Below are 14,282 nucleotides of genomic sequence, written 5' to 3' on the forward strand. Positions count from 1 at the left end.
GTCGCGGCCCCACTTCGCTCGGTGCCAGCGGCACATGCGCGACCGTGGCGCCGCCAACGGGCGAGCGGAGACGCTTGGCGTGAAGTCGATCCGTCAATCTGCGTGCCCCCGATCAGGCTTCGCGCGCTGCTCAACACGCACCAAAACCCCCCACATGGAGCCCTGCTTACCATAACCGCGCTCGGCATCAACGTGACCGGCTTCACGGATCACGAAACATCGTGCCTCTGATCTGCCGGCCACGCCCGTCCCGCCAGCCACGCCCGTCAATCAGGCCGCGGATCAGTGCCGCGGAATAACTGCGATCGCCTGCGCCGAGTTCATCGAGAGCGAGAAAGCCACCTTTCGGCCGCTCCAACCCCGTCGCCATCGCCCTCTCGATGCGGTAAGTTACCACAACCGTTATAACGTTTGGGCTGGTAACGATGATCGAAGTGAAGAACCGCAAGGTCGGCAACTCACTGGGCGCGGTGCTGCCGCGTGAGGCGCTGGCGAAGCTGCGCGTCGAAGAGGGGGACCGGCTGTTCCTGATCGAGACGCCGGACGGCTACCGCATCACACCCTACGATCCGGAATTCGAGAAGCAGATGGCGCTCGCCGAAACCGGCCTGGCGCAGTATCGCAACACCCTGCACACCCTGGCCAAGTAACGGCCAGGCGTTATGACCCACGATCCCGTCTGGCTCGATCCGAGGGTCATCGAGGCCGTTCACGACCGCCTCCTGGCGGAGCACGGCGGTGCTGCCGGTGTCCGCGATGCGGGGCTCCTTGCCTCAGCCCTCGCTCGGCCGAGGAACCGCGCTGCCTACGGCGAAACGGACCTGTGCACGCTGGCTGCCGCCTACGCGGCAGGGATCGCAGGGAACCACCCTTTCGTGGACGGAAACAAGCGAACCGCCTTCATGGCGGCCTACATCTTTCTGGCGCGCAACGGCCTGCGCCTGTCATCCCCTGAGGACGAGGCAACCTGCGCCGTGCTGGCGTTGGCGGCGGGGGAAATGACGGAAGACACTTTCGCCACTTGGCTCAGGGCGTGGACGGCATAGCGGGAAATCGCTCGACTGTCATCCCGTTCACAGACAATCGCTCCTCGTTCGGTCCAACATGCGTCGGAGGGGGAAGGTGCGCGACCTGCGGCACGACCGGGGCCAGTCCACTTCGGGGGAACGCACATGCCGGACGATCAGCCCGAGTTGCCGTTGCCGGCGCCGCCGTTGCCGGAGGACTTGCCGCAGCTGCCGGCGCGGATGGTCAACGAGTTCGTCTACTGCCCGCGACTGGCCTATCTCGAATGGGTGCAGAGCGAGTGGGCAAGCTCCGCCGACACCGCCGAGGGTAGCCTCCACCATCGCCGCACCGACAAGCCCGCGGGGGCGCTGCCCGATGCCGAGGATCTGAGCGAGGACGAGCGCATCCACGCACGCTCGCTGACCATCGCCTCGGACCGCCTCGGTCTGATCGCCCGTCTCGACGTGGTCGAGAGCGAGGACGGAGCCCTCGTTCCGGTCGACTACAAGCGCGGCAAGCGCCCGCACGTGGTGAGCGGCGCCTACGATCCCGAGCGCGTCCAGGTCTGCGTTCAGGGGCTGATCCTCGAAGAGCAGGGCTACCGCTGCGACGAAGGCGTGCTCTACTTCTACGAAGGCCGCGAGCGGGTGCGCGTTGCCTTCGATGCCGAGCTCCGGGCACGGACCCGCGAGGCGATCGCAGGGCTGCGACTGATCGCCGCCGGCCGCCACATCCCGCCACCGCTCGAGGACAGCCCGAAGTGCCCGCGCTGCTCGCTGGTCGGCATCTGTTTGCCGGACGAGGTCAATTTCCTCAAGCGCGGTACCGTCAACCCGCGCCCGCTCGCCGTCGGCCGCGACGACGCCCTGCCGCTCTACGTCCAGGCCCAGCGCGCCCGCATCGGCAAACAGGCGGAGACGCTGAAGATCGAGATCGAGGATGCGGCGCCGACCACCGCGCGGCTGATCGACCTCAGCCAGGTGGTGCTGATCGGCAACATCAGCATTACCACGCCGGCGGTGCACGAGCTGATGCGCCGCGAGATCCCGGTCAGCTGGTATTCCTACGGCGGCTGGTTCCTCGGCCATACCTGCGGGGTCGGGCACAAGAACGTCGAGCTGCGCACCGCCCAGTATCGGGCGAGCTTCGATGCGGCGCAGTGCCTTGCCCTCGCCCGCGGCCTCGTCGCCGCCAAGCTGAAGAACGGGCGGACCCTGCTCCGCCGCAACTGGCGCGACTCTGAGCCGCCGGCGGCGATGCTCGACGACCTCAAGCGCCAGGCCGAGCACGCGCTGCGCGCCCGCGGCCTGCCCGAACTGCTCGGCATCGAGGGCTCGGGCGCCGCCGTCTACTTCCGCCATTTGCCGGGTGCACTCAAGCGCGACGGCGATGAGCCGGCCTTCGATTTCGCCACCCGCAATCGCCGTCCGCCGACCGACCCGGTCAACGCGCTGCTGTCGTTCGGCTACGCGCTGCTCGCCCGAACCTTCACGGCGACGCTGTCGGCAGTCGGCTTCGATCCCTACCGCGGCTTCTATCATCAGCCGCGCTACGGGCGCCCGGCGCTCGCCCTCGACCTGATGGAGCCGTTCCGCCCGCTGATCGCCGATTCCGCCGTCATCCAGGCGATCAACAACGGCGAGGTGCAGGCGGCCGACTTCGTGCGCTGCGGCCCCGCGGTGGCCCTCAAGCCGGATGGCCGCAAGCGCTTCATCGCCGCCTTCGAACGGCGGCTTTCGCACGAGATCACCCATCCGCTCTTCGGTTACCGGGTCAGCTACCGCCGGCTGCTGGAAGTCCAGGCGCGGCTGCTCGGGCGCTGGCTGCTGGGCGAAATTCCCGAGTACCCGCAGTTGGTGACGCGCTGAGCGGGACGGCGAGCGGATCGGAGATCTGGCGATGAACGACGACGAGCGCCTTTACATCGTCACCTACGATATCGCCGAGCCGCGGCGCTGGCGGCGCGTCTTCAAGCTGATGAACGGCTACGGCGAATGGCTGCAACTCTCGGTCTTCCAGTGCCGCCTTTCCCGCAAACGCAAGGTCGAGCTGCAGGCGGCGCTGAGCGAGCTGATCAACGGCAACGCCGACCACGTGCTGTTGCTTGATCTCGGCCATGCCGATAAAGTCGAATTGCGGGTGACCAGCCTCGGCAAGGTGTTCGCGGCGGTCGAACGGCAGCCGATCATCGTCTGATCGTTCCGGCCACGACCATCGGCAACTTGCCGGTGCGGCGCGAGCGCTCTTGTGGCGCCGAAATCCCGGGCAGTGCTCGCAAGGCACTAAGGCATTGACGGAGCAGCGTTCTTGGAAATCGTGAAGAGAACAAAAGCGGCCCGTGACGACCTGACCGCCGTACGATCGCTGCAGCGCTCGCAAACCCCTTGCCGTACCCTCTGGAATCAGCCACTTATCAGGTGGCCACTTCCGCGGCAGTAATGCCGCGGCCTCATTGAAGCTCCAGCCACCCCCTAAGCGGCATGCGCGATACACTTCCGCGGCAGTAATGCCGCGGCCTCATTGAAGCATGATTTAATGTCTCGTCTAGAGACGCTGTATAATGAACTTCCGCGGCAGTAATGCCGCGGCCTCATTGAAGCGTCACTGTTCGAATAACCGGTGTACCAAACAGGATTTCGGTACTTCCGCGGCAGTAATGCCGCGGCCTCATTGAAGCCGACGGCTATTGCTGCTACTGACCTATCCTGCGTCATCACTTCCGCGGCAGTAATGCCGCGGCCTCATTGAAGCGCGCGCATCATTGCGGCGGACGTAAGCTTTATGATCGCCACTTCCGCGGCAGTAATGCCGCGGCCTCATTGAAGCCAAAAATACACTCATCCTTCGGTAGTCATTTCGACGTCACTTCCGCGGCAGTAATGCCGCGGCCTCATTGAAGCTGTTCCGACCCCGCTCGCCGCTTGCCGAACGCGCGCGTACTTCCGCGGCAGTAATGCCGCGGCCTCATTGAAGCGCTGCCACGTGCGACGCTGCTGGGCTCTCTGCTAGGCACTTCCGCGGCAGTAATGCCGCGGCCTCATTGAAGCACAATTGTATTTCACAATACGTTCTTCTATATCTTTACTTCCGCGGCAGTAATGCCGCGGCCTCATTGAAGCCTCCGTGTAACGGTATCCAATCGGGCGTGACGGCGGGACTTCCGCGGCAGTAATGCCGCGGCCTCATTGAAGCAAATCAATAACTTAGCATGTTTTGACAAAAATATCACACTTCCGCGGCAGTAATGCCGCGGCCTCATTGAAGCGTCAACGCTGGCCCTGCTGGCCCTGCCGGCCCCGCCGGACACTTCCGCGGCAGTAATGCCGCGGCCTCATTGAAGCACGCTAACCCAAACCGTCGACGTTGGCGACCTGTCAGGGCACTTCCGCGGCAGTAATGCCGCGGCCTCATTGAAGCATCCTAGCCTCTTTAGCTCGTCTGATTGCGACGAGTAGCACTTCCGCGGCAGTAATGCCGCGGCCTCATTGAAGCAAGCACATGGGAGGCAACCTTTGGTCTGTCCTCGGCACGTCACTTCCGCGGCAGTAATGCCGCGGCCTCATTGAAGCTCCATTGTCCCTGCTAATAAGAGACATCGCCTGTGCACTTCCGCGGCAGTAATGCCGCGGCCTCATTGAAGCCCTACGAGTTGCACCGGCCCCGCTCTCTGCGTAAGCGCACTTCCGCGGCAGTAATGCCGCGGCCTCATTGAAGCTGGTCAAAACCAACTCCAATACGCCATTACGGCAATGACTTCCGCGGCAGTAATGCCGCGGCCTCATTGAAGCCTTGGCGAGCTGACGGAACGACAGACCGCTTTCCTACTTCCGCGGCAGTAATGCCGCGGCCTCATTGAAGCACGCGCTACACGTTCCCTGCCTACCAAGCCGCACCGCATACTTCCGCGGCAGTAATGCCGCGGCCTCATTGAAGCCGAACGAACCAGTGCCGCGACGATGCGGCGCTTGCCGCGACTTCCGCGGCAGTAATGCCGCGGCCTCATTGAAGCCGCCTGCCGACCGCTCCGTGTCGCAGAAGATCGAGGATACTTCCGCGGCAGTAATGCCGCGGCCTCATTGAAGCGGTGTATCTGGATACACCCCCCCCCTCTCAAAAATACTTCCGCGGCAGTAATGCCGCGGCCTCATTGAAGCCGCAGACCGCAAGCGCAAGGTGGTCGACTATCACTTACTTCCGCGGCAGTAATGCCGCGGCCTCATTGAAGCGCGGTAATTGCAGCGTCCGACAGCACCGGAGCGGCGACTTCCGCGGCAGTAATGCCGCGGCCTCATTGAAGCTTCTCGCCGTGCAGCGTCCATTCGCGGTCGTTCGTCGACTTCCGCGGCAGTAATGCCGCGGCCTCATTGAAGCTGTCACCGCGCCGCACGCTCCTCACGACGCGCGGTGAACTTCCGCGGCAGTAATGCCGCGGCCTCATTGAAGCGTAACCAATACTCGTTATGGCATGAAGATTGATGAAACTTCCGCGGCAGTAATGCCGCGGCCTCATTGAAGCATCATACCTTGGTCGCACCCTTCGTCGCGTATGGCTTGTAGACTTCCGCGGCAGTAATGCCGCGGCCTCATTGAAGCATCGGGGTGCTTCCTGTGCACCCGTCGGTTTACGGTACTTCCGCGGCAGTAATGCCGCGGCCTCATTGAAGCCACGCTCGGCATGCTTCCTGGCGACGCTGGAGACGCGGACTTCCGCGGCAGTAATGCCGCGGCCTCATTGAAGCGGCCCAGTCTTCAGGATCGGCGAAATGGTGGTCGAATAACTTCCGCGGCAGTAATGCCGCGGCCTCATTGAAGCGTCCGTAACACGCTTGATGGTAAGCCTGCTCAGCAGGTTGCTTACTTCCGCGGCAGTAATGCCGCGGCCTCATTGAAGCCGACGACAAGTCACCCCCGGCAACGATGTTCCCGGTCGACTTCCGCGGCAGTAATGCCGCGGCCTCATTGAAGCGCTTCATACTGGCAAGATAATCCTGAGCTTTCGATACTTCCGCGGCAGTAATGCCGCGGCCTCATTGAAGCCTCCGCCTGGGCAGCGACCAGCGCGCTCAATGGAATCACTTCCGCGGCAGTAATGCCGCGGCCTCATTGAAGCGCAAACAACCAGCAGATATTCGAGTGCTGGACATCATCACTTCCGCGGCAGTAATGCCGTGGCCTCATTGAAGCTCCGGTCGGAGCGCTCGAGCAGGAGATGGCGGAACCACTTCCGCGGCAGTAATGCCGCGGCCTCATTGAAGCGACCATACGCCAGAAGGTGAAGGTTCATCGAAACCTACTTCCGCGGCAGTAATGCCGCGGCCTCATTGAAGCAAAAAGGTGGACCCGTGTCGCAGCACAATACATGATGGTACTTCCGCGGCAGTAATGCCGCGGCCTCATTGAAGCCGGTGCAACGATCGTGCGCATAGTGCCTCCTATGAGTTACTTCCGCGGCAGTAATGCCGCGGCCTCATTGAAGCAGTGAGTACGCCCTTCTTGATGCGTCACAGGGGATACTTCCGCGGCAGTAATGCCGCGGCCTCATTGAAGCGACCTTCCCGCCATCATCGCCGAAGCTATCGCTGCGGACTTCCGCGGCAGTAATGCCGCGGCCTCATTGAAGCCATCGTCCCATTTAACCCATACGTGTGAACTCTCGAATACTTCCGCGGCAGTAATGCCGCAGCCTCATTGAAGCGTTACGTAGTGGGGGGCTGACGTGTTTGTTTCTCCGGACTTCCGCGGCAGTAATGCCGCGGCCTCATTGAAGCTTTGCCGCAGCCTCGCGCTGCTGAGCCACGACGTCGCGCACTTCCGCGGCAGTAATGCCGCGGCCTCATTGAAGCTTTGCCGCAGCCTCGCGCTGCTGAGCCACGACGTCGCGCACTTCCGCGGCAGTAATGCCGCGGCCTCATTGAAGCGGCGCGGGCGAGGTGGCCTGCATGGATGAGCTAACAGGCACTTCCGCGGCAGTAATGCCGCAGCCTCATTGAAGCTTGTACACCGGGTCGTATGAATTGTACGCCAAGCCCGCACTTCCGCGGCAGTAATGACGCGGCCTGATTGAATCGAGACAGAGCCTGACGAGTGGCGAGAGCGGGGGTCGAGATACCCGAATTGCGGCTCGCTGGCATTTAGCGTAGGGTCGATGCGGTGGGTGGTGCGATCGCAAGGATTGCGCATGGCGGCTGGGGGGTAGGATGGCCGACAAGTGGGACGATTTGCTCTGCGTGTTCTTGCACGATCCGCCGGACAAAGTACTGGCGATCGGTCCCCACGAAACGCGCACCGCCGCCTATATCGAGGCGGCGGTGGGACGGCCGATCGACCCAAAGGCAGGAAAACGCGCACAGAAGGCTGACGTCTTGGCGGCCATTGCCGAGCGGCCAACGATGCCGTCGAACGACAAGGCGGCGGAGGTCGATTACGCCGGGCTCGTGTTCCATCCGCTTGATCCGATACCGCGGACCTATCGAGCGTCGTTGGATGAAGAGGATGCGAAGCGCCAGATTGGGCGCATCACGGGCAGCCTGGAATCACAGAAGCGCTTTCTCGCCCTGTGGCGGCTGCTGCCAGAACGGCTGCCGCAATTCGCCCGCCTGCCGGCCGAGACCCGCGCGCCCGATCATACCATCTGGCACCACCTAGACATCACCGCCGGGCTGCATGCCGCCCGGATGGACAGCAACGACGGCGCATTGCTGACATTTCAGCTCGGCCCGGTGCAGTCGTTCGTAGAGGCCGCCCGCTCCGTCCGCGATCTGTGGACCGGGAGTGCCATCCTGTCGTGGCTGACCTTCCAGGCGATGTTGCCGATCATCGAAGAACTCGGGCCGACAGCGCTGGTCTTCCCGTCGCTGCGCGGAGCACCGCTGATGGACCTGTGGCTACGTGACAGATTGAAACTCAGCGATGTCCCCCTGCCCGACACGGAAGCGCGCAAAGCGCCCAGCATTCCCAACCGCTTTTTCGCCATCGCGCCGTGGGGCGACGACGGCGCCAACGCCCGCCGGCTGGCCGGACAGTGTGAGGAGCGGGCGAACTCGGCATGGAAGCTACTCGCCGATGCGGTCAAAAGGCGGCTCGATCCTGAACTCACCTCGCTCTGCGCCGGGTGGGCCGGTCGGTGGGACGACCAGATCAAAAGTGTTTTCGAGGTTCGCACCGCCTGCCTTCCGGCGCTTCGCTCATCGGAGGACGAGCGCCACTGGGCAGGGCTTCTCGGCGGCACCTCATTCGATGCGACATGGCCGCCCCTTGGGGCGGCACGCAGCCTCAGCGACTGCATTCCCGATGCGAATCTTCCGGGGGGAGCAAGGGCTAGGTCGGCAGAGAAGCGCCTCGGTCGCTGGCAGGTGCAGGTGGAATTCGCCGGGCGGTTGCTGGAGGCCAGCCGGGCGATCCGGCGCGTGCCGTTGTCGACCGCAACGACCTCGTCCGGCGATGGCCAATATCCCAACAAATGCACACTGTTCGGCAGCTACGAGCAGATGGGGCCGAACGGACTCGGCGAAAGCGCGAGCTTTTGGCAGCTGGCCAAAGAAGTGAAGATCGAAGGCGTTCGGCTCGGCAAGCGCGACCGGTTCTGCGCCGTTGCCCTCGCCAAACGATTCGCCGCACCGGCGTTTCTCGCGGCGGAACTGGGCCTGCAGCCCGAGGACGTCCGCATTCCCGACACCTGGACCGTTGCCGCCGCGACGTGGCTGAAGCGCTCCGGGATGGAAGACTGGAAGACGTTCAGAGGCGATGGCGGCCAGCGCTGGAACGGCCAATGGCTGCACTGGCGGACTCAGCACGACGATGAGGACGAAGACCGCATCCCGAATGCGACATGGGCGAAAATCATCGAAGCACGGAGCGACTGGAAGGGCGCGACGCCTCCTATCTATTACGCCATTTTGAAGATGGACGCGGACGAGATCGGCGCCTGGCTGCGTGGTGAGAAGGCGCCGAGGCTTAGGGAAACCCTCCATCCGCAGACTCGCGCCTATTTCGAGGTGCTTGCCGGCAGCGAACTCGGCCTCGCCGCGTGGCGTCCCGTCGGCCCGGCGCTGCATGCGGCGATCTCGGAAGCGCTCGCCAACTTCGCGGTTCACGTCGTTCCTCACGTGGTGGCGAAGCATGCGGGGACCGTGATCTACGCCGGCGGCGACGACGTACTGGCGCTGCTGCCGGTGGAAACCGCGCTCTGCTGCGCCTGGGAACTGCGGCGGGCGTTCGGCGGCCTTCAGCCAGTCAACGGATTTGCCGATGACGGCTACTGGCGCGGCAGCGATGGTCGCGAGCGGCTGATGATGGGACCGCGGGCCAGCCTGTCGGCCGGGATGGCCGTTTTGCATGCCAAGGACGACCTGCGCGAAGGCCTGCAGGCGGCACGCAAGGCTGAGAAGCAGGCGAAGAATGGCGGCCGCGACGCCCTTGTGCTCACCGTCCAGCGCCGATCGGGGGAACGGACGAGCGTGCTCGCCGCATGGGATACGGCGCTCTGGCTGGAAGAGATGCGCACCGCGTTTGCGTCCGGCGCGTCCGATCGCTGGGCCTATCGGCTGCGCGAAGAGGAACCGACGCTTGGCGCGCTGCCGCAGTCGGCGATCCTTGCCGAGGTGCGCCGGCAGGTCGATCGCAGCGAGGAGGTCACCCGGATCCGTCTCGGCGGCGGCAACAAGAACAATGCCGGCGAGCGAGTCTCTGGTGCGCTTAGCGCATATGACAGGATGCGGAGAGGGCGCAAGGATGCATTTGACCAGGGTGAGATATTTCGTGATTTCCTGACCCTGTGTCAGTCGGCGTCGTTCCTCGCGCGCGGGCGGGACTGATGTTGCGCATCGGTCTTCGCATCGAGCCGCTCGACACCCTGTTCTTCCGCGACGGGCGACCGTTCGACGGCACACCCCGGGCGATATCCGGCTTGCCGCTGCCGCAGACCCTGGCCGGCGCCCTGCGCACCTGGCTGCTGCGGGAGAAGGGATGCGATTTCGCAAGACTTGCCGCCGACGTGAAGGCCGGGAGGACGTTTGCCGAGGCTTTGTCGAGCCAATCGGACGAGCTGCAGCGGATCGCCCGACTGAGCGTTCGCGGCCCCTGGCTCTGCCGCCCCGACGGCCCGTTGGTGCCCGCCCCGGCGATCCTTCGGCAGGTTAAGAGGAGTGACGAGATCGTCCGCCTCGCACCACTCAAAGACGGCCTGCCCGGTTGGCAGGCGCTCTACCCCGGCATGCTGCCGCTGTGGTGCAAGGACCGGAAGCCGACTGAGCCTGTCAACGGATACCTTGCACTCGATGGCCTAGCCCGCGTCATCGAGGGCGGAACGCCAGCGTCGACGGATATCGTCGATGCCTCCGAGCTTTACGACTTCGACCGGCGCACCGGGATCGTCGTCGGCGCCGCAACGCAGACCGCCGAGGAGGGCCAGATTTACGGGGTGAGCCTGCTGGCGCTGCGGCAGGACGTCTCGTTCTATGGCGAAATTGCCGGCGACAAAGAGGCCCTTCAGCAGGTCCCGGCAGCAGCAGGGGTCATCCCGTTCGGGGGCGAGGGGAGGCGGGTACAAGTAACGCCCATGGATAAGCCCTGCGCCTGGCCGTCAGCGACGGCCAAGGACGGGCGCAGCATGCTGGTGCTAACCGCGCCGGCACCGTTCGGCGGCTGGAAGCCGCACGAGTTCGCCCCGGTCGCCGCCGCAGTCCCGGGCCATGTCGCGGTCTCGGGCTGGGATCTGGCGCGCGGCGGACCGAAGCCGAACCGCTTCGCCGTCGCTGCCGGCAGCGTCTACTTTTTCCAGCAGCCGGTTGAAGGCGGTCCGGTATGCGGCTCATTGTGCGATGGCGAGGACGCAGCCGTCGGCTGGGGAACTTACGTGGAGGGGGGCTGGAACTATGCCTGAGACTGCGCTGCTGTTCATCCACGCGATTACCGGTTTGCATCCGGGATCCGGAACGGCGCTGGGCCATGTCGATCTTCCGGTGGCGCGCGAACGGCACACTGGCTGGCCGCTGATCCCCGCCTCGACGTTGAAGGGCGTGCTACGCGACGCGTGCCGGCCGAGTGAATCGAAGGGCGATGAGTACGACAGATGGTGCGCCGTCTTCGGCCCGGAGACCGCCAACGCCGCCGACCATGCGGGTGCTTTGAGCCTCACCGATGCCCGCATCCTCGCCTTTCCGGTGCGCTCTCTCGTTGGCGTCTTTGCCTGGGTCACCTGCCCGGCGGTGCTGACTCGGCTCAATCGCGACCACGGTCTGATCGAAAGCAAAGGGCAAATGAACGACAGCCCTTCACTGAAGGAAAGCGAGGCAGTGTGCCCGAAGGACAGCCCGCTTCTAATTGACGGCAATAGTCTCGTTCTCGAAGAGTTCGATTTCACCCGTGTTGGCGATGCCGAAGGTGCGGTCGAGTGGATCGCCCGTCGTGCAGTTGCGGACGCGGCGACAACCGAACGCATTAAGACCCATCTCGTCGTCCTTTCCGACGACGCCTTCGGCCATTTCGTCCGCCATGCGACGGACGTGACCGCCCGCATCGGCCTGGAATACCAGACAAAGACTGTGAAGGACGGCGCCCTGTTCTACGAGGAGTGCCTCCCGCCGGAGACGCTGTTCTACAGCCTCGTCTTCGCCGAGCCAAGCCGGCGGAGGGGAGACAAGCTTCGAGAGAAAAAGCAGGAAATTGTCTGGTTTGCTAAGGATATCATTGATTTCGCTGAGAAAAAGCTTTCGAGCAAGAGGTTTTTGCAGATCGGCGCCGACGAGACGATCGGCAGGGGCTTGTGCGCCGTTTGTCTGCATCGAACCGAACCGCAGGAGGCGACGGCATGATCGCGCCTTCCACCGACAAGCACACCCTCGACCAACGCCGCGCCGCCCACGCATGGGAGGCCGTGACGTCGATGACGAAACAAATCAAGCAGCAGCCGGATAAGGCCAAAGCATTTCGTGGACAGGCCAAGAAGCTGCCAATGCGGATAATGGCCGCCGGCCTTGGGCACGGTCTGGCGTTCGTTCGTGAGAAGGGCAAAGCGCCGGAGTTGCTGAGCCAAATCGGCGACTGGGTTCTCAATAAGAGTCGCAATCGGGACAGCGTGGCGCCAAGACCTGGCGAAAGTGCCCTGCTAAAAACGATCATCGAAAAAGACGCTTTGTTCCTGCGTCGCGCGACAGACGAGGTTCTGGCCTATCTTCTTTGGCTCAACCGATTTGCCGCGATCGAACTCCCGGATGCCGACGATGACGACTGACGGCAACCTTACCCTGCCGACGCGTACCGCGGCGGTCTTCCGCTCCGTCAGAGTTGACCTGCGTCACCCAGGCCTGCTGCTCGACAAGTTCAGTCCGCCGGGAGAGCAGAAGACACAGAAGAGAGCGTTGGACGCAGTTCTCAAGTGCAGCGGCAGCGACGCGTTCCTGCAACAACTTCGCGCGCGCCGCGGGGAAACCCTTGCACAGTTTTCCGCACGGTCATGGACGGCCGAGACGACGGCACCGATGACATTGCACCTGTCGCGCGCATCGGCCTTGGAGAACGCTGGGATCTGCCTGCATCCGCTCTACGGCTTCGTTTATCTCCCCGGCAGCGGCCTGAAGGGCATGGCGCACGCCTATGCGGAGACCGTGTGGCTGGCATCGAAGCCAATCGAGCACCAAGCGGCCGCGCAAGCGGACATCGAGCGCGTATTCGGCCTGGCGCCGAAGGGAAAAGAGGGTGGTGCTGCCGGCAGTGTCATTTTCCACGACGCCTGGCCGGAGACGTGGCCAAGTCTCATCGTCGATATCGTCAACAACCACCATAAGAAATACTACCGGAGCGAGGACGCGCCGGGCGACTGGGAGGATCCGGAACCCTCCTACTTCCTTGCCGTCCCGGCCGGCACGTCCTTCTCGTTCGCACTGTCGCCTCGTCGCGAGCAGGAAGACGATTTTGCATTGGCCAGGAAATGGCTGACCGGCGCGCTCTGCCACCTCGGCGCCGGCGCCAAGACAGCCGCCGGCTACGGCGGGTTCCGCCTTCACCGCGAACCAGCACCGACCGCGCCGAAGGAAGTGGTCGGCGACGAGGAGAAATGGACCGAGTGGAACACACCGCTCGAACTGGTCACCCCTGCTTTCCTCGCCGGCGCCAATCAGGAAGAAGGCGACTGCGACCTGCGTCCCGCCACCCTACGCGGTCTCCTGCGCTGGTGGTGGCGAACGATGCACGCCGCGTACGTCGACAGTCATACGCTGCAGGCGTTGGAAGCCACGGTCTGGGGCAATACCAAGGCCGGCAGCCCGGTGCGAATCATTGTGGAGCCCCTGGCAAAGCCGCGGGCTGAGGCGTACGGCAAGAGCAGCATCGCGAAGGCGGCGCATCTGCCCGAGCCCAAGCAGCCTAAAACAACGCAGGGCTTGTCCTACATATCTTACGGCATGGACGAGACGGTGAAGGAGCCCAACGCAGAAGGGCGGGAGGAAAAGAAGCGAAAACAGCGCTATTTTCTTCCGCCCGTCGCCAAGTGGACGCTTCGGCTCTTCGCCCGTTCGAGTCGCTTTCCTGCCGATGCGAAGCAACAAAAAAAACACCTTATCATTCCCGCAGATATTATTCTTGAGCAAGCGAAGGCAGCGCTTTGGTTGCTTTGTCACTGCGGTGGGATTGGATCTCGCTCGCGAAAAGGCTTCGGTAGCTTCAGCGAAATCAACGGATTTTGCATTCAGTCCTGCCAGGCGGCGGCGGAGCGTCTCCGCGCCGCCTGTGGCAAAGGCGGCCGAGATGCGCGTGCCCCCGAGGACGTCGAAACACCTTCGCTTGAGACGAGGCTCTCCTTCGAGGATGGGAACCTGGGCACAACCGATCCTTGGAATGCCGCGGATAAGCTTGGAACGGCTCTACAAAGCTTCGTCAAGAGTCTGCCCAAAGAAGATCGAAAAGCTCTAGGGCTCCCTCGGGCAGAAGCAACGAGCCGGCATGCCGCACCAATGCATTTTCATGTGTTTGGAGGCAAAAACCAGCTACTGAACCTACGTGTCACAGCTTTCACGACTCGTATCCACGACTTGAACCTGCAAAAGTGCCGAGACGTGTTAACAAAGTTGATGGAATATCTCTCACAGTTATTTCCATCTGCTGTTCCGATAAAATCGGTAGTGCGCTACGCCAAAGGTGATCGGGTCATAATAATTGAAACGCGCGAGATAGTAACTGTTTCAAACGACGCTAAGATTGGCCATCTGAGAATGGATATTACTTACGACGATGGAGAACCTGGCAACGTTGCCGTTAACTCCTGCGAACCCATCGAGTAA

The 14,282-nt window shown here is 63.2% G+C and carries 10 protein-coding genes and 1 CRISPR repeat array; of the genes, 9 read left to right on the forward strand and 1 reads right to left on the reverse strand.

The genetic code is table 11. The features are described 5' to 3' along the window. Positions 1 to 202 precede the first annotated feature (202 nt). Positions 203 to 370, reverse strand: coding sequence for a hypothetical protein (locus IPK66_12270; GenBank protein ID MBK8175998.1), 168 nt, complete (start codon positions 368 to 370; stop codon positions 203 to 205). Between the two features lie 55 nt (positions 371 to 425). Here IPK66_12270 and IPK66_12275 point away from each other — a divergent pair, with 55 nt between their 5' ends. The 9 genes from IPK66_12275 (at position 426) to cmr6 (ending at position 14,282) form a co-directional block, all read left to right on the forward strand. Continuing rightward, a complete protein-coding gene (locus tag IPK66_12275) occupies positions 426 to 650 on the forward strand; it encodes an AbrB/MazE/SpoVT family DNA-binding domain-containing protein (GenBank protein ID MBK8175999.1) in 225 nt (74 codons plus the stop codon). Between the two features lie 12 nt (positions 651 to 662). Beyond that, positions 663 to 1,046, forward strand: a complete 384-nt coding sequence (locus tag IPK66_12280; GenBank protein MBK8176000.1) for a type II toxin-antitoxin system death-on-curing family toxin — start codon at positions 663 to 665, stop codon at positions 1,044 to 1,046. 126 nt (positions 1,047 to 1,172) lie between these two features. After that, positions 1,173 to 2,876: a CRISPR-associated endonuclease Cas1 gene (gene cas1 / locus IPK66_12285; GenBank protein ID MBK8176001.1), complete on the forward strand. Its 1,704-nt coding sequence runs from the start codon at positions 1,173 to 1,175 to the stop codon at positions 2,874 to 2,876. A 31-nt stretch (positions 2,877 to 2,907) separates the two neighbouring features. Then, positions 2,908 to 3,204, forward strand: coding sequence for a CRISPR-associated endonuclease Cas2 (cas2, locus tag IPK66_12290; protein ID MBK8176002.1), 297 nt, complete (start codon positions 2,908 to 2,910; stop codon positions 3,202 to 3,204). Between the two features lie 227 nt (positions 3,205 to 3,431). Next, positions 3,432 to 7,075: a CRISPR direct-repeat array (repeat unit 36 nt; unit sequence ACTTCCGCGGCAGTAATGCCGCGGCCTCATTGAAGC). Between the two features lie 130 nt (positions 7,076 to 7,205). After that, positions 7,206 to 9,821, forward strand: coding sequence for a type III-B CRISPR-associated protein Cas10/Cmr2 (gene cas10 / locus IPK66_12295; protein ID MBK8176003.1), 2,616 nt, complete (start codon positions 7,206 to 7,208; stop codon positions 9,819 to 9,821). Then, entirely contained in the window at positions 9,821 to 10,888 is a 1,068-nt protein-coding gene (cmr3, locus tag IPK66_12300) for a type III-B CRISPR module-associated protein Cmr3 (GenBank protein ID MBK8176004.1), read from the forward strand. Before cas10 ends, cmr3 begins: the two co-directional genes overlap by 1 nt. Next, a complete protein-coding gene (gene cmr4, locus IPK66_12305; GenBank protein MBK8176005.1) occupies positions 10,881 to 11,819 on the forward strand; it encodes a type III-B CRISPR module RAMP protein Cmr4 in 939 nt (312 codons plus the stop codon). Before cmr3 ends, cmr4 begins: the two co-directional genes overlap by 8 nt. Further along, positions 11,816 to 12,238: a type III-B CRISPR module-associated protein Cmr5 gene (gene cmr5, locus IPK66_12310; protein MBK8176006.1), complete on the forward strand. Its 423-nt coding sequence runs from the start codon at positions 11,816 to 11,818 to the stop codon at positions 12,236 to 12,238. The genes cmr4 and cmr5 overlap by 4 nt, the downstream gene beginning before the upstream one ends. Further along, positions 12,228 to 14,282 carry a type III-B CRISPR module RAMP protein Cmr6 gene (cmr6, locus tag IPK66_12315; GenBank protein ID MBK8176007.1) on the forward strand — a complete coding sequence of 685 codons (2,055 nt, stop codon included), beginning with the start codon at positions 12,228 to 12,230 and terminating at the stop codon, positions 14,280 to 14,282. Before cmr5 ends, cmr6 begins: the two co-directional genes overlap by 11 nt.

Source organism: Rhodospirillales bacterium (assembly GCA_016712595.1).
In the GTDB taxonomy this organism is placed as follows: domain Bacteria; phylum Pseudomonadota; class Alphaproteobacteria; order Rhodospirillales; family Defluviicoccaceae; genus Defluviicoccus.